Source organism: Pedobacter cryoconitis (assembly GCF_014200595.1).
GTDB lineage: Bacteria > Bacteroidota > Bacteroidia > Sphingobacteriales > Sphingobacteriaceae > Pedobacter > Pedobacter cryoconitis_C.
On sequence record NZ_JACHCG010000001.1, the window covers coordinates 1,423,199 to 1,442,627 of the forward strand.

A 19,429-nucleotide genomic window follows, 5' to 3' on the forward strand; every position below is an offset into this window, starting at 1 on the left:
AGGTTAATAAACCTTAATGTTATTTTTGGCGTAATTAATATGTTTGAAAATTAAGTTACCGGGCTTAAAATTTATTTTATTGATTATTAGTTAAAGTATAATAGAAAAGCAATTTATTAGTGAACGTTGATTTGGTTAGATTTTAGCGAATATACCTTAAGATATACTCTCCGTTTTTTACTCAGAGGTGTGTTTAATTCTTTAGGAGAGTATGTTTTAAGGTTAATATGATTTGAATAGAGGATAATTTGAATTGATGAAGATAATAGATACGCATACTTTTGATCAACGTTTGATTCTTCGCACACCAATTTATCCTTTACCAAGCTTTAATCGAAGTTTTGAAATAGAAACTTTGATTCATGATCCAAACTTTCTGGAAGCGATATATATCGCTTCTCCAAGTCTGTATAATGCTTGTATTAAATATAGGAACGGACTGATCTTAATTGAAAAAGAAATTGTAAAATTTAAATATTCCCTTTACAAGTACTATTCCAGAATGCATAACCGATGTACTCCATTTGGCTTGTTTTCATCTTGCAGGCTTACAAACTGGAAGAAAGGTGGATCTGAGGTTATTATAGACCATAGTGATTTGAACCGGCATACCCGTCTGGATATGCATTATCTCTGCGCATTAGCAGCCCATCTATCTTCAATTCCTGCTATTCGCAATAAACTGCTTTATTACCCAAATAGCAGTTGGTATAGAATCGGTGAAGAAATCCGTTATGTAGAATATCAATATGTAGATGGTAAGAGACAACACCAGATCAGTGCAATAAAAAGTTCGGGTTATTTGTTGCAAGTTATTGAAGCAGCAAAGTTTGGGCTGACCAGAGCGGGTCTTATTGATGTATTGGAAAAAGCAGGCATTGGAAATGAAGATGCATGTAGATTTATAGATAATTGTCTGACTTCGCAGTTGCTGATTCATGAACTTGATCCCGCTGTTACGGGTGATGGACTGCTCACACAAATTCTTAGAACTCTTGAAAAGTATAATATAAAAGATCTGCAAATCAATAATATCATCCTGAAACTAAAAAATATCTGTCAGCTTTTAAATGAATTAGATTTGCATAGGGGCAATGAAATCACTTCTTATCAGGAAATTATTGATATAATTGATACCCTGGATGTCCGATATGAAGCTGGGAAGATTTTTCAAACAGATTTAACAGGAATAACTTCTCCGGAAAGTGGTTTATCAATTGATTTACAAGGAGAAATTTTAACAGCTCTTGATATCCTTTATAAAACTACCAGCAGAAGAAAAATAAATCTGGAAATTTTCAAAAAACGCTTTTATGAGCGTTATGGGGACAAAGAAATGCCACTTCTGGAAGTTTTAGATACAGAAACTGGTATTGGTTATGGAGCTGATAATCATTCAATACCATCACCTATTCTAGAAGGACTAATCTTATCGGAAAAAATTGATAGTCAATCAATCACATGGGGTAAATGGGAGCAGATTTTACATAAAAAGTGGTTACGGGCTTATAAACTTGATGCACTTCAAATTGAAATTTTCGATGAGGATTTCGATGACATTAGCTCTGTAAATTTACCACTCCCTTCTTCCTTGCAAGTCATGTTCGAAGTGATATCTTCGGGCCAGATTTGTATTAAGAGTGCAGGAGGAACAAGTGCTGTAAATATGATCGCCCGGTTTGCACAATCTGATCCTGAAATCAGTAAGTTGGCTTTTGATTTAATAAAAGCCGAACAAGACAACAAAACAGGAGTAATTCTGGCTGAAATTACACATCTTCCGGAGGGAAGAATGGGGAATATTCTTCAGCGACCGGTATTCAGAGATTATGAAATACCTTACCTGGCGAAGTCTTTATTACCTGAAAATAAGCAGGTGCACATGCAGGATCTGTTAATTTCTTATAGAAATAAAAAAATTATTTTGTATTCGAAAAGGCTTAACAAAATAATTATACCACGATTAAGTAATGCGCATAATTTCAAAGTAGGCGCCTTGCCAGTATATCATTTTCTTTGTGATCTTCAGGATGAGGATCAAATAAGCAGTTTAAATTTTAGTTGGGGAAGTCTTCAGCAACAATATTGTTTTTTACCAAGGGTAATCTATAAGAACATTATACTAAAACCAGCGAGCTGGGTCTTTACAGATAATGATATTAAAAATCTACTGCAAAAAGATATATTATTTGATGAATTACTACTTTCTTTTAGAAAAGAGTATAATCTACCTCAAAAAGTTGTTCTTGCTGATAACGATAATGAATTGTTAATCAATTTTGATGAACCTGAAAAAACCCGTGATGTTTTTGACTATACGCTAAAGGGCCGGAGACAATTCATTTTTAAAGAATATCTGGAACCAGTTCATGTGGTAAGCAATATAAATAATGAACATTATATGCATCAATTTCAAGCTTTTATTACAGTTAAGCCTGAGTCTGATATGGAGTTATCGGTACTCCATAATAATCTTTCTATGACTGAAGAAATAGGTATGATGGTAGATGACAATGACTCAGAATGGTTATATTATAAGCTTTATTGTGGTGTAGGTAATGCTGATATATTACTTTCCAATCCAGTAAATGCTGCAACTGCCCATTGTGAGAAAAAGGGCTGGATCCAGGAGTGGTTTTTTATCCGCTATACGGATACCGATTTTCATATCAGGCTTCGTTTAAAATTAACTAATATTAAATGGTTGCCATATATTACGCGCATTTTTCACAAAGCATTTGAGCCTTACAGGAAGACAGGGTTTCTATGGAATTTGACCACTGATACCTATAGACCGGAATATGTAAGATATGGCAAGAACACAATGGTTCTGGCTGAACAGTTTTTTTATCAGGATAGTCTCGCCTTTTTAGGGTTTCTTGATCAGACCTCGGGAGATAAAAGGGAAACTCTGCGCTGGCAATATGCAATCCTATCTATTGATACGCTACTTGAAGCTTTTGAATTTAAACTTGAGGATAAATTTGAGTTCATGAAAAATCTAAAAGATGCTTTTGCAATTGAATTTAAGTTTGGGTCGGAGCAAAGGAAGCAGCTGGCTAAGTCATTCCGGATATATAAAGATGAGATTTATACTTCATTAAATGTTCAACAGCCTGGGGATAAATTTTATCAATTATATCTGATTTTAAGACGGCGAACGGAACAAATGGGGCCAATAATTCAAAAGTTTAAAAAGATGGAACATGAGGGCAAGCTAAAGGTTTCATTATTAAATTTATTAAACAGTTATGTTCACATGGCGGTCAATCGTATTATTCCTGAAATGGCACGTTTGCATGAAGCAGTGATTTATGATTTTTTATATCAGTATTATAAGAGTGTTCAGGCAAAAGTGAATAAGTTTGATGAACGGAAGAGTTTTGTTCACGGAAAAAAATAATTTTAAGAGTCAAAAATTATTTTTTTGTGTAATGGAAAAAGTAAATTATATATTTAAAAGATTAAAATCTTATGAAAATTAAAAATAAAAAAGAGACAAAAGAGAAATTGTCATTTGAAAAAACAACAATAGTAACATTAAATAAAAATGATATGGCCAGAATTAAAGGGGGAGCATTTCCTGTAGAAGATGCTATTGGATCGAATAATCCGTTATGTGGTGATAAAGAAAAAACAACTGGTTAATTTATATTACAATTATTCTAGTTACAGTATTTTATTCAAATAAAACCCAATCAAATTATTCTAAATGAAGTTATCCATTATAATCGCTTTAATACTATTACCCTTTTTTTCCGATGCTCAGAGTTGTAATTGTTCAGAAAATTTCAAATTTTTAGTGGGGAAAATAAAAAACAATTATGTAGGATACAAAGATAAAATAAAGCCGTCCAACCAGGAGCGGTTTAACGTCTTTACTGATAGTCTGCAAAAAGTTGCAGATTCATCTAATATTAATGAGTGTAAAGACGTCTATTTAAAATGGTTGTCCTTTTTTAAAGACCGGCATCTTGGAATTTCATCTTTTAAAGCGGTGAATGCATCAAATGATTATATAAGAACTTATTTTTCAAAAGGTGAAGTTGTTTCCTGGAATGAGCTTAGTTTTGATAAATATTTACAGGATAATAAAGGGAAATTAGATAAAATTGAAGGATATTGGAGTAATTTTCCTACTTATCAAATAGGAATAGTAAAAGATTCTATAAAGAATAATGAATTTGTTGGTTTCATTTTGAAGGCAGATAGTATTTATTGGATGCCAAAACAGGTGAAATTTAGAATAAAAAAAGTGAATGGTAATTATCAGGTGATTTATTATAAACCATTAGATCATTCCAAAAATAGTTCTTCGATAAGAGTAAAAGATAGCATTCTTGACTTTGATGGTTTTGGTAAATATTATAAAGGTAAAGGCTTTAAAGATAATCCTGAAGCCACTGCTGAAAATCAAGATCTATCTCCATCATTCAAAGTGCTGGACAAAGAAACCAATTTATTAGTAATACCATACGCCATCATTAAATATAAAAAATCAGTAGACAGCATATTGGTGAGTAATAAAAAATTGCTGGAAAAAACTGAACATCTTATTATTGATCTTCGAAATAATTCTGGAGGTCAGAACGGTACATTTGAAAATATTTTGCCTTATTTATATACTAATCCAATTTATACGGAAGGAGATGCCGTATTAGCTACGGCAGATAATATAAGAGATGGATATGATGTTGATATGACTGGTTACCCAGAGAAAACAAAAAAACTCATGACTGAAGAGGTTAAGAAATTTAAAGCGCATGTTGGTGAATTATACTCATATCCGGCGGATACACTTAAATTTGATCATATTCTTAAAAATCCACAACGTATTTCTATTTTAATAGATAAAAGTAGTGCAAGCGCTACTGAGATTTTCTTGTTAAAAGCAGAACAAAGTAAAAAAGTTGTTTTGTTTGGAGAAAACAGTGCGGGCGCAATTGATTACCTTGATGTAATAATTGGTAAAATGCCATGTGAGAACTATTCTGTCAGATATCCGGCTGTAAGGTCAAATAGAGTGAATACAAGGCCCCTGGATAATGTTGGGATACCACCTAATGTATTTATTCCTGATAGTGTAACAGACTGGGTTAAATTTGTTCGCAATTATAAAAGGGTTCATTGAAACATTCGATAAATTTTAAATTAGTATGCTATCATATAATATTCTGGATAATTTATGTGATTTATAATAGATTTAACTCCATTTTTAGTTTTGGTGATAATTATGGTAATATTTTGCTTGATGTTTTTATTGCACAAGGAACAAATATATCATTGGTTTATCTTATTGTCTTTTTGTGTTTGAGATATACGGTTCCAACAAGAATTTTACCATTGATTATCGGAGTTGTCGTGCTTTACTTCTACTATTATTTTATATGGTATGAGATAACATATTCGCTAAGACCATTACTTAAGACGGGGGTTGAAGAGACATTTAAATACTATCATTTAGCTGGTATTATACTTTGGGTATTTGTCAGACTTGCCTTTTTCGGTTTTGGATATGCTATTTGCATCAAAGTGATCAGACGTGAAAAGAATATCACTCAGATAGAAAAAGAAAAAATTGATACAGAATACGCTTTTCTCCGGGCCCAGATTAATCCGCATTTTTTATTTAATACATTGAGTTTGTTTTATGCTAAATCTTTGCCTTTATCGGCTGATTTATCGGATGGTATTGTTACTTTATCACATATAATGCGCTATTCTCTGGAAAAGAATGAGGATAGTAAAATGGTGCTGCTTTCTGATGAACTGGAACATGTAAACAATGTAATTAAAATCAATCAATTAAGATTTAGCAATCGTCTGCAAATTGATATTAAAATTGAAGATATTTTTCCTTCAGTACAAATTGTCCCACTGATTATCATAACTATTGTAGAAAATGTATTGAAACATGGTGACTGTACAATAGTCAAAGATCCGGCCATCATTCATTTATTTAATTCTGATGATGGTTATTTCATTCATTTATATACCTATAACAAAAGGAAAAAATCATTGACTGAAGAATCTACTGGAATAGGAATGGAAAATATTAAACACCGCCTTAATTACCATTATAAGGATAATTATGAGTTGAAAATTGATCAAAATGAAGATTTTTATATGCTAAAATTAAAGATACCGGTTATCCATCAAACAAATTTTTATTCTTAATAGCCTGTTAGCTTATGAAGATACCTAAAAAGTATAGTTTAGTAATTTATCATCTTATCTTTTGGATATTTTTTTCCGCACTTTATGCTTTTAATGAATATATCAGTATTCGTGAAACCTATTTCTTTAGTTTTCTTGATGTGTTTACTACACAGTTACCTAGTATAGTAGTTGTTTATATAAGTATTTATCTCTTTTCAAAGTATACTATTCCTAATAAACCTGTACAGTTGATAATTGGAATTTTATTAACTTTTGTGTTAAATTTAGTTCAGTGGTGTGTAATAGCTTATTATATAAGTACACTGGTTAAACATAATCCTCCTCCAGTTGGTTCTGATGAATTTCGTGTGCTTTGTATGGGCACAGTAAGTCATACAATAAAATATATGGTTTTTGGTTTTGCTTATGCTTTTGCGATGAAAATGATCAAGCATGAAAAGATGCAAAATCGTTTAGAAAAGGAAAGGTTGGAGGCTGAATATGCCTTTTTAAGAGCACAGGTTAATCCTCATTTCTTGAATAACACGTTGAATTTTTTTTACGCAAAAGCTTTGCCTTTATCTGCGGAGTTATCTGATGGAATCATGACTTTATCTCAAATCATGCGTTATTCATTAGATAGGAATGATATTAATCGTATGGTGATGCTTGCTGATGAGCTGGAACATGTGCATAATGTGATTAAGCTAAATCAAATGAGATTTAGTAATCGCTTACAAATCGATCTTAATTTTGAGCTGATATCCTCATCTGTTCAGATAGTTCCACTGATTATAATCACTGTTGTAGAAAATATTTTAAAACATGGTGATTGTTCATTACCTGCTGATCCGGCAAAGGTTGATTTATTTATATCTGAAGATGGGTGCTTCATTCAGTTAAATACTTACAATAAAAAAAATGACTGGGCAGCTGAGCATTCGAATGGTTTAGGTGTCGAAAATATCAGAAAGCGTGTAGCTCATCATTACGGTAAAGATTTCGAACTGATTATTGATGATAATAACAGGTCTTATTCTTTATCGCTTAAATTACCTGTTTTTCATAAAGTCGAGTTCTATACTGCACCTGTCAATAGGATAAGTAGTGAAAACCAGATTGCCTGGTCTAAACTGTTCGCTAAGAAGAAATTTAATCTTTCTTAATCGATTTGATATTTCGCTTAGAAATTTTGGCACGAACGGATATTAGTTACTGTGAGTAATTTACGGCGATACCTATTTTGAAATATAAAAAAAACAATGAAGAAAATCTTTATACTGACTTTAATATTATTCCCTTTTTTGTCTAAAGCCCAGAATTGTAATTGTTCTGAGAACTTCAGATTTTTAGTAGAGAAAATCAAAAATAACTACGTTGGATATAAGGACAAAATAACAACCTCTAATCAAACAAGATTTGATGTTTTTACTGATAGTTTACAGAAAGTTGCAAATTCAGCTGAAAAGTCAGCATGCCTGGATCTTTGTGTGGATTGGCTTGCATTTTTTGAAGATAAGCATTTGAGTATTTCTTTTACACCTGATGGAGCAACAAAAGATGAAATCAGTGACTTTTTTAAAACTGCTGAAAAAACTTACTGGAATGAAGTTGATTTAAATTCCTATCTGAGTCGAAATAAAAAGAAGTTAGATAAAATAGAAGGTTATTGGACTTACGGTCTAAATAATTATAGGATTGGTATTGTAAAAGATACTACAAATAATAAGAGCGAATTTATTGGTTTCATTGTAAATACTACCAATTCTAATTGGGGGAAGCAGCAAGTGAAAATGAAAATTAAGAAAATAGGCGATAATTACCAATGCGTTTATTTTAGAAATATAGATCACAGTAAAAGGTTCCCCCGGATATTGATAAATGAGAATACAATGGATCTTGGTCTTTTTGGGAAATGGTATAAAAACCAGTTTATGGAAAAAAGAGAGGAGGCGATAAGATCGACAGCATCCGATATATTTCCATCTTTTAAGATATTGGATAAAGAGACTGATTTATTAGTATTACCTAGTTTTAATATTAGATATAAGGAGAAAGTAGATAGCGTTATTAAACAAAATAAAGATTTATTAGGGAATAGTAAGCATTTGATTATTGATATAAGAAGCAATCAAGGAGGAACCACCACAACATATGAAGGATTATTACCATATATCTATACCAATCCAATTTATACTACTGCCGCATCAATATTAGCCACTACAGATAATATTAATGGCTTGTATCACCCTGATATACCAGGCCTTTCTGATGTTACCCGAAAGAAATTCGAAGAAAATGTGAGAAAAATGAATGAGCATAAAAATGAATTTTATCTCTTGTATCCTCCTGATACAATTCAATTGGCTCATGTTTTAAAGAATCCACAACGTATTTCTATTCTAATTAATGGAGAAAGTGCCAGTGCTGCTGAAATTATGATTTTAAATTACAGACAAAGTAAGAAAGTGACCTTATTTGGCCAAAATAGTTCAGGTGCAATCGACTATGTAGACGTTCTGCGATTAAAGATTCCGTGCAGCTATTTTTCCATATTGTATCCTGCTGTTCGCTATAATAGTGTAGATACACACCCTTTGAATAATTCTGGAATAACACCTGATGTAATTATTCCGGATAGTATTCCGGATTGGGTTGAATTTGTAAGAACTTATAAACCTGGACATTGAAAAATTCAACAGATTATAAGCTAATATCTTATCATGTTATATTCTGGGTATTTCATTTGATTTTTAATAGATATCAATCTATTTTTCATCCTGGTGATCATTACTGGATGGTTTGGCTTGACGTTTTTTGTGCACAAGGAACTAATATTTTATTGGTTTATCTTGTTATCTCTTTGTGTCTTAGATATACAGTGCCGATAAAAATCATCCCATTACTTATTGGAGTTATTGTGCTTTATTGGTGGTATTTCTTGATGTGGTACGAGATAAGTTATACGCTCAGACCAATAATTAAAACCTGGCCAGTATCCAAATTTAATTTTCTGTATTCTGTTATTATTATACTTTGGGCATTTGTTAAGTTTGCATTTTTTGGGTTTGGATATGCTATTTGTATACGATTAATAAGGCGCGAAAAATACATAGCAATACTAGAGAAGGAAAAACATGAAGCTGAGTATGAATTTTTCCGTGCACAGATTAATCCTCATTTTTTATTCAATACACTGAGTTTGTTTTATGTAAAATCCTTAGCTCTATCCGCAGAATTGGCAGATGGAATTATCACTTTATCTCAAATTATGCGCTATTCTCTGGAAAAAAATGAGAATAGTAAAATGGTTCTGCTTTCTGATGAATTGGAGCATGTGAACAATGTCATTAAAATTAATCAAATGAGATTTAGCGGTGGGCTTCATATTGATCTCAAAATTGAAGATACTTTCCCCTCAATTCAAGTTGTTCCGCTAATTATTATTACGATTATAGAAAATGTATTAAGGCATGGTAACTGTACATTAATTAAAGATCCAGCCATAGTTCACTTGTCTAACTCTGAAGATGGTTACTTCATTCATTTATACACGTATAATAAAAAGAAAATAACATTAGCAGGAGATATGAATGGAATTGGAATGGAAAACATCAAAAAGAGACTCAATTACCATTATGGTAACAATTACGAATTGACCATTGAGGATAATGAAGATTTTTATAGTTCCAAACTAAAGTTGCCCGTTTCTCACCAAATTGATTTTTATTCTTAATCCCCATCGATTATGCAAATTTTTAAAAGATATAGTTTAGTTTTCTATCATTTAATTTTTTGGGTAATTTATTTTTCTTTGTCTTCGCTTAATGAATTTGCTATTACTCATCAGACATATTTCTTTAGTCTGTCAGATATGTTTTTTATGCAATTTCCTAATGTGATAATCGTGTATTTGAGCGTCTATCTATTTTCAAAATATACTATTCCAAACAAACCAATTTCATTAATTATTGGCATTTTTTTAATTCATATAGCTAATTGCCTGGTTTGGTATATAGTTGAAAATTACATAGATCCATACATTATTGCTAATCCAGGGCCACCACTTCCTAAAGAATTTTATGATTTACAGATATTAACAGGATACCTTACTATGAAGCATCTGATTTTTGGTTTTGCTTATGCTTTTGCTGCAAAAATGGTTCGGCATGAAAAAAAACGCAATCTTTTAGAAAATGAAAGGCTTGAAGTTGAATATGCATTTCTCAGATCAAAGATTAACCCGCATTTTTTAAACAGTACAGTGAATTTATTTTATGCAAAAGCTTTGCCTTTATCTGCGGACCTATCGGATGGTATCATGACCTTATCACAAATTATGCGTTATTCTATGGATAAGAATGGAAATAACCGTATGGTATTACTTTCTGATGAGTTAGCACATGTACACAACGTAATCAAGTTAAACCAAATGAGATTTAGTAATCGCTTACAAATAGATCTTAATATTGAAACTATACTTCCATCAATCCAGATTGTTCCACTGATTATCATCACCATTGTAGAGAATATCCTAAAACATGGGAACTGTACATTACTGGATGATCCTGCGAAAATTCAATTAGCTATTTCTGAGGACGGGCATTTTATTCATCTCGATACCTACAATAAAAAGAGTGACTGGACTGCCGAACATTCCAGCGGAATTGGTGTTGAAAATATTAAAAAGCGTATCGCTTATCATTACGGAGAAAACTATCAGCTTACCATTGATGATAATGATGTTTTCTATTCCCTGTCACTTAAACTGCCTGTATTTCATCAGGTAGAATTCTATAACACTGCTGTTAACCCTGATACCAATGAAAATCAAATCGGTTGGGCTAAATTATTAGCAAAAAAGAAATTCAACCTTTCTTAACCAATCAAAAACAGGGGGCTGTTCGGAAAATTCAGAAACAGCTAAAGTTTCATGATCTTCCGGACAGCCCCCAGGGTATTAATAACTGAACCAGGTGAAATTTGGCGTTGGACCCGATTCAATCTTGTCATTTAAACTTTTTGTAAAGATAAATAAATACCGTCAGGAATGCTAATTCCCACTATTTCAAAATATAATCTACTAATATTATAGATTTAATTGTATTTGTGATTTTCATATTATATATTTGTATTAACAGTCTACAAAACAGCACATAACCAATGTTAAACTTAAAATTACATATCGGTTTTAAACGGAATTTTGCTAATGAGAACCTCGTGTTTTTTCATCATGCAGGATCGTATTGTTGTTGTTGCTAAAGAAGTCTAATCCTATGGACAGCAGGCTGATCTCCTAAACCGGGATTAGTTATTTAATAAAAGAACAGGAGTTCAATTGGCGTTGGTACTGTTCAATCTTGTCATTTAAAGAAAAATCATCATGCAATCTCTTTCGGGATCCTTCCGGGAATTCTATGTCCTTTTTATACCCTTTTCAGCCAGCTTTTCTGAGCCATGGACAGCAAGAGATATGAGTTATTTCACACCTAAAAACACATCATATGACCATTTCAGACTTACAATTAATCGGAAAGAAGGTCGCAGTAGGCATTGTAGTAGCTACAGTGCCGCTCGTCATTCTATTAGGAGGGCTGTGGCTTATCCAGACCGTTTTATCTGACGATCCTTCGTCTCCATCTACCACATCTATCTTAAATAAATAGTATGAAAATTGAAGAACCCGTAAAGCAAAGGATCATTAAGAATGTATTCGTTAGCTTGTTTATCTACGCGCTGCCCATTTTATTAATGTTTTTTACATTCTATTTTACAGGTCAGCGGCCCTGGTTAAAGAAGGCCGTTAAAACCAGTCAAAACCTGAAAAAACAGTAATCAACCAACCTAAACCCATAACAATGATTAAAATTATTCAACAAGTCCTTGACAACCTGAATGGTTACGGACTAAGTGTACTTGTCCTGTTTTTAGGGATATTGGAATTCTCTTTTGGATTATATAAAAAACGCTGGAATAAGAACGAAAAACTGGTTGATATTGCTTGTTTTGTCTTACCAAAAATAGTAATCAGACCGGCCATCGCTTATTTTGGCCTTAAATTTCTGCCTGCTGTAATTCCAGCCTTCAGCAATCAGTTTGACTGGGTGTCTTTTGGATGGGGAGTATTGATTATCGCCATTGCAGATGACCTGACTCAATATTGGTATCATCGTTTACATCATGAAATTCCATGGTTATGGCGTTTTCACCGCACCCATCATTCCGCTCCTTATATGGGAATGGCTATGGCGAGCAGACAGAATGCAATCTATACTTTGTTCTTTTCTCAAACCTATGTAACTACAATACTTGTTTATCTGGGTTTAGGCGCACCAAGAATTGTAGTTAGTGCTATTAAAAGTACAATCACCACACTCGCACATTCCAGTATTCCATGGGACAAACCTTTCTATAAATATAAAGTACTGCATCCGGTTGCCTGGGTTTTAGAACGCTTAATTTCTACGCCGGCAACACACCATGCGCACCATGCCGCAACTACGGATGATGGGGTAGGGTACTATAAAGGGAATTTTGGAAACATGTTCTTTTTATGGGATATCATTTTTGGAACGGCTCATATTTCCAGACAATATCCGGAAGTTTATGGTATCTCACATTATGAAGAAGATCCATGGTATGCTCAATTGTTATGGCCAATCTTTAAATCAAATGTTGCGGGAAGTGAACTGGCAGCTGACGGGCCGATGGTAAAACAGGATATCCCTATTCAAAAACATGTAGAGCAGCACAATGAACTCACCCATTTACCGGAACCAAATGCGGTAGCTGCATATAGAGAAGAGGAACAACAGATTTTAAAAGAAGTAACCTTACAGGCAGGGGCAAATTTTTAATTCATCCATAAAATCATAAATATGAATTGTTTATACTAAGAAATCAGCCTTACCCCACGGATTAATTTAATAAGTACAGGAAATCAATTGGCGTTGGACCTGCTTATGTCATGTCATTTTAAATCATACTAATATGCAAAATCTTGCTAAAGCCGGGGAGAGTTATGTCCCGGCTTTAATCTATACGGCAATGAATAATATTGCCGGTTTTATACTATTTGTCATTTTTTCATTACTGGCCACTCCTTTAATAACTTTGGCGCAGGATAATCAGCCATTGATTAATTCAACACTTGTTGGCCGGGTGCTGGATGATAAAACTAAAGAAGCTTTGCCCGGTGTTCTGGTACAAATCAAAGGAACTACCCATAAAGTAGCGACTGATGACAAAGGGAAATTCAATTTTAAAACAGGTCAGAAATTTCCATACACACTCGTCATCAGTTTTATCGGCTACGAAAAGTTAGAACTGAATGTGGATGGCAGCCCTGTTGAGATTTTGCTTAAAGAAGCGACTAACAATTTGAACGATGTAGTGGTAGTCGGTTACGGAACTCAGCGGCGAAAAGATATTACCGGATCTGTAGCTTCTATTAAGCTGGAAGAAGTAAAAGGACAGCCCGTAAGTTCACCAGAACGTTTGCTTCAGGGTTCAATTCCAGGGGTTCAGGTTACACAATCAACAGGACAGCCTGGGGGAGGGGTGAGTGTTCAGGTGAGAGGAACGGCTTCACTAACAGCAGGTTCACAACCTTTATATGTGATAGATGGTTTTCCATTTTATAACGACGAAAAACTAGCTGATGCAGGTGTAACCAGCGGCCCTAAAATCAACCTGCTTTCTTCCATAAATCCTGGAGACATAGAGTCTATTGATGTTTTAAAAGATGCCTCTTCGACGGCAATTTATGGGTCAAGAGGGGCAAACGGGGTAATTATCATCAATACTAAAAAAGGAACTGCCGGAAAATCGTCCATCAACTTTGATAGTTATTACGGTACACAGGAAGTGGTAAAAACAATTCCGCTACTCAACGCGACAGAGTGGGGGCAACTCAGGAATGATGCATTAATCAATGCCGGGAAAGCGCCCTATTACACACAGGCACAAATCGATGCCCTGGGAGTTGGAACAGACTGGCAGGCCGCTGCTTTTCGTAAGGCAGCTATTCAAAGTCACAACCTGTCTATTTTAACTGGTACGGAGAAAACAAAATTTGCGATCTCAGGTAATTATTTCAAACAAGACGGTGTATTGCAAAATACTGATTTTACGCGTTATTCTGGTCGTTTGAATGTTGAACATCAATACAATGAACGGTTAAAAATCGTTTCTTACATCGCAGGGAGCAGTTCAAAGGCTCAGGTTGCACCCCAATCGGTTGTACCCAACCTGTTATTGATGACACCCGCAGTTCCTATTTATAATCCGGATGGCTCATTCTATTTGAAAAGCCCGTTTGAGGGAACTTATGGAAATCCGATCAATACACTATATAATCAGCTGAATGAAACGCGGACTAATTTAGTATTAGGAAATGCCTCAGCAGATTACCGGATTATTGACGGATTACAGGCAAAGGTTGCAGCAGGGGTATTAATCGTAGATAACAAACAGAATCGTTACCTCCCGTCTACAGTATATGAAGGTACCGGGACTTCTGGTCTTGCGCAGGTAGGTACCTTATTTACCACACGCTGGCTCAATGAAAATACGCTGAACTATACCAGGCTGATCAACAATGATCATAATATCAACGTATTAGTTGGTTATACACAAGAATCTGCTGTGACCAAAGGATCTATTGCCGGGGCTGCTGGTTTTGCGACCGATGAAACCAGTTACAATGATCTTTCTTCCGGGATTATCTCTCAGACACCATTTTCTTCTTCTTATGCTACTGCTTTAAGATCTTTTCTGGCCAGGGCAAATTATGGGTACAAGAATAAGTATTTGTTGACTTTAACATTAAGGGCAGATGGTTCTTCACGTTTTGCAGATGGTCATCAATGGGGAACTTTCCCTTCTGCTGCATTCGCGTGGAATGCTACTGAGGAAGATTTTCTAAAAGGTAACCAGGTAATCACGAATTTAAAGCTTCGTTTTAGTGCTGGGGTGACTGGTAACCAGGAGATCCCTCCATACCAATCTTATTCGAGAGAAACTTTTTACCGTTATAATTTTAATGGAAGTAATGTTTCTGGTTATGCGCCGGGTACAAATGCGAACCCTAACCTGACCTGGGAGAAAACTGCGCAGTATAACTTCGGAATTGATCTGGCTTTGCTGAATAGCCGGATTACCCTGGTCGCAGATGTTTATTATAAGAAAACGACTGACTTGTTATATAACATTACTGTACCTGCTACGAGTGGATTATTTGATTTTTCAACGCTTCAAAGCCAGATTTATCAGAATATTGGCGCTGTGCAGAATAAAGGTTTTGAACTGGGTTTAAATACGAAAAACCTGGTTGGGGACTTTAAATGGTCTACGAATGTGATATTTGCAGTCAACAGAAATAAAGTACTTAGCCTTGATAACGTAAACCAGCTGATCCCTGATAGTTCATTGCCGTCTGTTGCAGCGGTTGGTTATCCGATCGGATCTTTTATTGTTTACAAAACCAATGGGCTTATTCCGGCAGGTACCCCTCCCGCGCAGGCTTTGACTCCTTCAGGTAATAAAACAGCCGGTGGACAGCAGTATGTTGACAAAAATGGGGATGGCAAAATTACGCAGGCTGGAGACCGGTATATTATTGCTAATCAGCCTTTATTTACAGGTGGAATCACGAATAATATAAGTTATAAGGGTTTTGATCTGTCTGTGTTTTTTCAAACTTCCTACGGAAATAAGCTATACAATCAGAACAACGGGACTTTAGAACTGGGCACAGGATATACGAATGCACCGCGCACTTTACTGAACCGTTATACCGCTTCTAATACGAATACTGATATACATAATGCTTATACAGATCCGGCAGTTACAATTTCTGACCGCTTTATTGAAGATGCTTCCTATCTGCGGTTGAAAAATGTCACGTTCGGCTATACTTTACCCCATAGATTATTGAATAAAGCAGGGATAAAATCGGTTAGATTTTATGTTTCTGCACAGAATTTATGGACATGGACCAAGTATACAGGATATGATCCTGAAGCAAATTACAATGGACAGTCTGCGATCAATTCTGGCGTGGACAATGGTGTTTATCCGAATAGTAAAACCATCATGGGTGGGGCTACACTTTCCTTTTAATCTGATATGATGAAGAAAACTATAACCTATTTTATACTGACTTTAACCCTTGGGGTAATTAGTTCTTGCGCTAAACTGAAAGAGAATCCGGATTCTTTTATTCCTGCAAATGACTACTATAAAACTAAAGCAGATGCAATTAATGCAGTGAATGCTGCTTACTTCCTTTTAAACTCTGGCGGGTCTGCTGTTCAAACGCCATATAATACTTTATTTGCCACAGGCATGGATTTTATGTCTGATGATATTGATCCGGGCCCCGGTGCAACAAATGCTGATGTGCGCTCACAGGCTGTACTCAATCATTCCTCTACGGGATTGAGAGTATTGCAGTTATGGCAGCAGCATTATGCTGGAATAAAGAAAGCAAATATTGCGATTGATAAAGTTCCGGCAATAACGGATGCTGCTTTAACAGATGACCTTAAGAACAGGCTGGTTGGGGAAGCGAAGTTACTCCGTGCTTTATATTACTTCAATCTGGTCCGTTTGTTTGGGCCTGTTCCTTTGATTTTACATGATCAGGATGGCGTTACGATCACAGATTTTGCGATAGAACAAACACCTGCTCCGGGAGTTTATGTGCAGATTGAAAAGGATTTAACAGAGGCTGCACTGGCATTACCGGTTGCTTATACTGGCGCAGATCTGGGAAGGGCAACTGCTGGTGCTGCAAAATCGATCCTGGCAAAAGTATATCTGACGCAAGGAAAATGGACGGATGCAGTTTCAAAAGCTGAAGAAGTAGCCGGCCCTTATCCATATAGCCCAGGTTCGAGCCCTTATAAATATGATTTGTTTGCTGATTATTCGCAAGTATTTCTCCCTGCTTTTAAAAATGGAAAAGAACATATTTTGTCTGCCCAGTTCAAATCTAATTCATTAGGGCAGGGAAATAATCAGGCTCCAAGAGGGGCACGTTCCGGAGTTCCGGGTATAGTTGGCTCTTACGCAGACCAGGTTAGGTTTTATACGCAGGGAACTGATAAGAATTTTAGCATCTACAAATTGTATAGTGCAAATGATAAGAGAAAGAGAAACGGGACTTTTGTTACCCGGTTTTTAGGCTCTGATGGAAAGTGGTACGGAGATTTGGTCGATAAATCTATTCCTGGTGACTCTATTCCTTACCTGAATAAATACTGGGATCCAACACAAGCTGCAAATCTTAGTGAATCTGCTGCGAATGTGCCTGTGATCCGATTTTCTGAAGTACTGTTGATTTTGGCAGAAGCTGAGAATGAAGTAAACGGGCCTTCAGCGAAGGCTTATGCAGCTTATAACCGTGTTCGTGAACGTGCTGGATTAACTCCTTTGAGCGCTTTATCTAAAGAACAATTCAGAGACGCACTCTATCTGGATCGCAGGCTTGAATTGGTTTGGGAGAACCAGCGCTGGTTTGATCTGATCAGAGAAAAAGATGCTACAGGGAAAATTATTCTGGAAGATGCACTTAAAAAGGTAGGTAAAACTAATGTTTCCGTACCTAAACATTTGCTGTTCCCAATTCCTCAGCAGGAGATTGATCTGAATGCGAAGCTGAAACAAAATGCTGGCTGGTAAATAGGGAAAATATGAAAAAGCGTATAGTCATCTTGATTTTGTTTTGTGTGATAATTGCTGTACAAACCTTTGCGCAGCAAGCTAAACCTAATATTGTCGTGATTCTGGCTGATGATTTAGGCTTCTCGGATATTGGTGCATTTGGTTCTGAAATTCATACCCCGGTTTTGGATAAACTGGCCAAACAAGGGTTGGTGATGAGCCAGTTTTATAATGCAGCAAGATGTTGTCCGTCGCGTGCGGCCTTGCTGACCGGTCTTTATCCGCATCAGGCAGGCGTAGGTGATATGGTTCAGAATAAAGGATCTGAGGCTTATCAGGGATTTCTGAATTCCAATTGTGCAACTATGGGAGAATTATTGAAAACAGGCGGGTATAACACTATTGTTTCGGGAAAATGGCATGTTGGCCTGGTACCCTCTGCCTGGGCAGTAAACCGAGGATTTGATAAATCGTTCACGTTGCAGAACAATGGGAGCAGTTATTTTAACTCGCAGCCTTTGTATAATGATGGCCGGGTGGTTACATTTTTACTGAATGGTCAGGAAGTTCAGCGCCAGGATACCTCCTTATATCTGACACAGGCAATTACAAATTTTGCATTGAAATCTCTGGATGAAATTAAAGATCAGCCCAATCCTTTTTTATTATATGTAGCCTATAATGCACCCCACTGGCCTATTCAGGCATTACCAGAAGATATTGCAAAGTATAAAGGTAAATATCTGAATGGCTGGGATGAGCTGAGGCTACGCAGATATAAAAAGCTACAGGCTTTAGGGATTATCAAAAAAGAATGGGTGTTATCTCCACGATTTGAAAATGTAAAAGCATGGTCTTCTTTGTCTGAACCGGAGAAAGAGCTTTGGGATACGCGGATGGCAATTTATGCAGCGATGATTGACCGGATGGACGCGGGCATTGGCCAGATACTGGATAAGATCAAAGAGCTGAAAAAGGATAAAAACACGCTGGTTGTTTTTCTTTCAGATAATGGCGGAAGTGCGGATGAGGTTAAAAACTGGGACTACGTGACACAGAAAAACGGGGTCCCCGGGAGTGTGAACTCAATAGACAGTTATGAAGCCCCCTGGGGAAATGCAAGTAATACACCTTTCCGGTTATTTAAGAAAAATACGCACGAAGGCGGTATTTCAAGTCCTTTTATCGCTTACTATCCGGGTTTGATTGAGGCTGGATCCAGCAGTGATTTGCCGGCACACTTTATAGATCTGCTGCCCACATTGCTGGAGCTTTCCGGAATTGAATATCCAGAGACTTTTAAGGGGAATCCGTTAACGAAACTGGAAGGACGTAGTTTACTGGATGTATTTAAAGGTAAGAAAACAGGACGAAATGATGCGTTTTATTGGGAACATGAAGGGAGCAGGGCAATCAGGGACGGAGATTGGAAGCTGGTTGCCGAATTGAATGCGCCATGGGAGTTATACAATCTTAAAACGGATAGGACAGAGGTTTATGATCTGGCCACGAAATATCCTGACCGGGTTAAACAAATGGAGAAAAAATATCAAATATGGGCAGCAAAAGTTGGTGTCAGAGATTGGAACAAAATCAAATAAAT

The 19,429-nt window shown here is 35.7% G+C and carries 13 protein-coding genes; all 13 read left to right on the forward strand.

What is annotated here, in order from left to right; all coding sequences use genetic code 11:
- Nucleotides 1–256: 256 nt before the first annotated feature.
- The gene (locus tag HDE70_RS05865) at nucleotides 257–3,403 is read left to right on the forward strand and encodes a lantibiotic dehydratase (RefSeq protein WP_183888681.1); all 3,147 of its coding nucleotides are present in this window, start codon (nucleotides 257–259) and stop codon (nucleotides 3,401–3,403) included.
- Nucleotides 3,404–3,474: 71 nt separating this feature from the next.
- Complete coding sequence (locus tag HDE70_RS05870; protein WP_183888683.1) at nucleotides 3,475–3,648, forward strand: class I lanthipeptide; 174 nt, start codon at nucleotides 3,475–3,477, stop codon at nucleotides 3,646–3,648.
- 64 nt (nucleotides 3,649–3,712) lie between these two features.
- Nucleotides 3,713–5,131: a S41 family peptidase gene (locus HDE70_RS05875; protein WP_183888685.1), complete on the forward strand. Its 1,419-nt coding sequence runs from the start codon at nucleotides 3,713–3,715 to the stop codon at nucleotides 5,129–5,131.
- Nucleotides 5,128–6,177: a sensor histidine kinase gene (locus HDE70_RS05880; RefSeq protein ID WP_183888687.1), complete on the forward strand. Its 1,050-nt coding sequence runs from the start codon at nucleotides 5,128–5,130 to the stop codon at nucleotides 6,175–6,177. Before HDE70_RS05875 ends, HDE70_RS05880 begins: the two co-directional genes overlap by 4 nt.
- 14 nt (nucleotides 6,178–6,191) lie before the next feature.
- Nucleotides 6,192–7,325 (forward strand): sensor histidine kinase, encoded by a 1,134-nt coding sequence (locus HDE70_RS05885; protein ID WP_183888689.1) that lies wholly within the window; start codon nucleotides 6,192–6,194, stop codon nucleotides 7,323–7,325.
- A gap of 96 nt (nucleotides 7,326–7,421) precedes the next feature.
- Nucleotides 7,422–8,849, forward strand: coding sequence for a S41 family peptidase (locus HDE70_RS05890; RefSeq protein WP_183888691.1), 1,428 nt, complete (start codon nucleotides 7,422–7,424; stop codon nucleotides 8,847–8,849).
- Nucleotides 8,846–9,895 carry a sensor histidine kinase gene (locus HDE70_RS05895; protein WP_183888693.1) on the forward strand — a complete coding sequence of 350 codons (1,050 nt, stop codon included), beginning with the start codon at nucleotides 8,846–8,848 and terminating at the stop codon, nucleotides 9,893–9,895. Before HDE70_RS05890 ends, HDE70_RS05895 begins: the two co-directional genes overlap by 4 nt.
- 12 nt (nucleotides 9,896–9,907) lie before the next feature.
- On the forward strand, nucleotides 9,908–11,041 hold the full coding sequence (locus HDE70_RS05900) for a sensor histidine kinase (RefSeq protein WP_183888695.1): 1,134 nt from the start codon (nucleotides 9,908–9,910) through the stop codon (nucleotides 11,039–11,041).
- Between the two features lie 785 nt (nucleotides 11,042–11,826).
- Nucleotides 11,827–11,994: a hypothetical protein gene (locus HDE70_RS05905; protein ID WP_183888697.1), complete on the forward strand. Its 168-nt coding sequence runs from the start codon at nucleotides 11,827–11,829 to the stop codon at nucleotides 11,992–11,994.
- Nucleotides 11,995–12,017: 23 nt separating this feature from the next.
- Complete coding sequence (locus HDE70_RS05910; protein ID WP_183888699.1) at nucleotides 12,018–13,016, forward strand: sterol desaturase family protein; 999 nt, start codon at nucleotides 12,018–12,020, stop codon at nucleotides 13,014–13,016.
- Nucleotides 13,017–13,149: 133 nt separating this feature from the next.
- On the forward strand, nucleotides 13,150–16,281 hold the full coding sequence (locus tag HDE70_RS05915; protein ID WP_260159951.1) for a SusC/RagA family TonB-linked outer membrane protein: 3,132 nt from the start codon (nucleotides 13,150–13,152) through the stop codon (nucleotides 16,279–16,281).
- Between the two features lie 6 nt (nucleotides 16,282–16,287).
- On the forward strand, nucleotides 16,288–17,844 hold the full coding sequence (locus HDE70_RS05920; RefSeq protein WP_260159952.1) for a RagB/SusD family nutrient uptake outer membrane protein: 1,557 nt from the start codon (nucleotides 16,288–16,290) through the stop codon (nucleotides 17,842–17,844).
- A gap of 11 nt (nucleotides 17,845–17,855) precedes the next feature.
- Nucleotides 17,856–19,427, forward strand: a complete 1,572-nt coding sequence (locus HDE70_RS05925) for an arylsulfatase (protein WP_183888701.1) — start codon at nucleotides 17,856–17,858, stop codon at nucleotides 19,425–19,427.
- Nucleotides 19,428–19,429: the final 2 nt, after the last annotated feature.

What these genes read in the sequence shown, in the direction of transcription:
- HDE70_RS05890 (WP_183888691.1), top strand. Translation starts at nt 7,422, where the DNA reads ATGAAGAAAATCTTTATACTGACTTTAATATTATTCCCTTTTTTGTCT.
- HDE70_RS05900 (WP_183888695.1), top strand. Translation starts at nt 9,908, where the DNA reads ATGCAAATTTTTAAAAGATATAGTTTAGTTTTCTATCATTTAATTTTT.
- HDE70_RS05875 (WP_183888685.1), top strand. Translation starts at nt 3,713, where the DNA reads ATGAAGTTATCCATTATAATCGCTTTAATACTATTACCCTTTTTTTCC.
- HDE70_RS05915 (WP_260159951.1), top strand. Translation starts at nt 13,150, where the DNA reads ATGCAAAATCTTGCTAAAGCCGGGGAGAGTTATGTCCCGGCTTTAATC.
- HDE70_RS05885 (WP_183888689.1), top strand. Translation starts at nt 6,192, where the DNA reads ATGAAGATACCTAAAAAGTATAGTTTAGTAATTTATCATCTTATCTTT.
- HDE70_RS05910 (WP_183888699.1), top strand. Translation starts at nt 12,018, where the DNA reads ATGATTAAAATTATTCAACAAGTCCTTGACAACCTGAATGGTTACGGA.
- HDE70_RS05905 (WP_183888697.1), top strand. Translation starts at nt 11,827, where the DNA reads ATGAAAATTGAAGAACCCGTAAAGCAAAGGATCATTAAGAATGTATTC.
- HDE70_RS05870 (WP_183888683.1), top strand. Translation starts at nt 3,475, where the DNA reads ATGAAAATTAAAAATAAAAAAGAGACAAAAGAGAAATTGTCATTTGAA.
- HDE70_RS05925 (WP_183888701.1), top strand. Translation starts at nt 17,856, where the DNA reads ATGAAAAAGCGTATAGTCATCTTGATTTTGTTTTGTGTGATAATTGCT.
- HDE70_RS05865 (WP_183888681.1), top strand. Translation starts at nt 257, where the DNA reads ATGAAGATAATAGATACGCATACTTTTGATCAACGTTTGATTCTTCGC.
- HDE70_RS05920 (WP_260159952.1), top strand. Translation starts at nt 16,288, where the DNA reads ATGATGAAGAAAACTATAACCTATTTTATACTGACTTTAACCCTTGGG.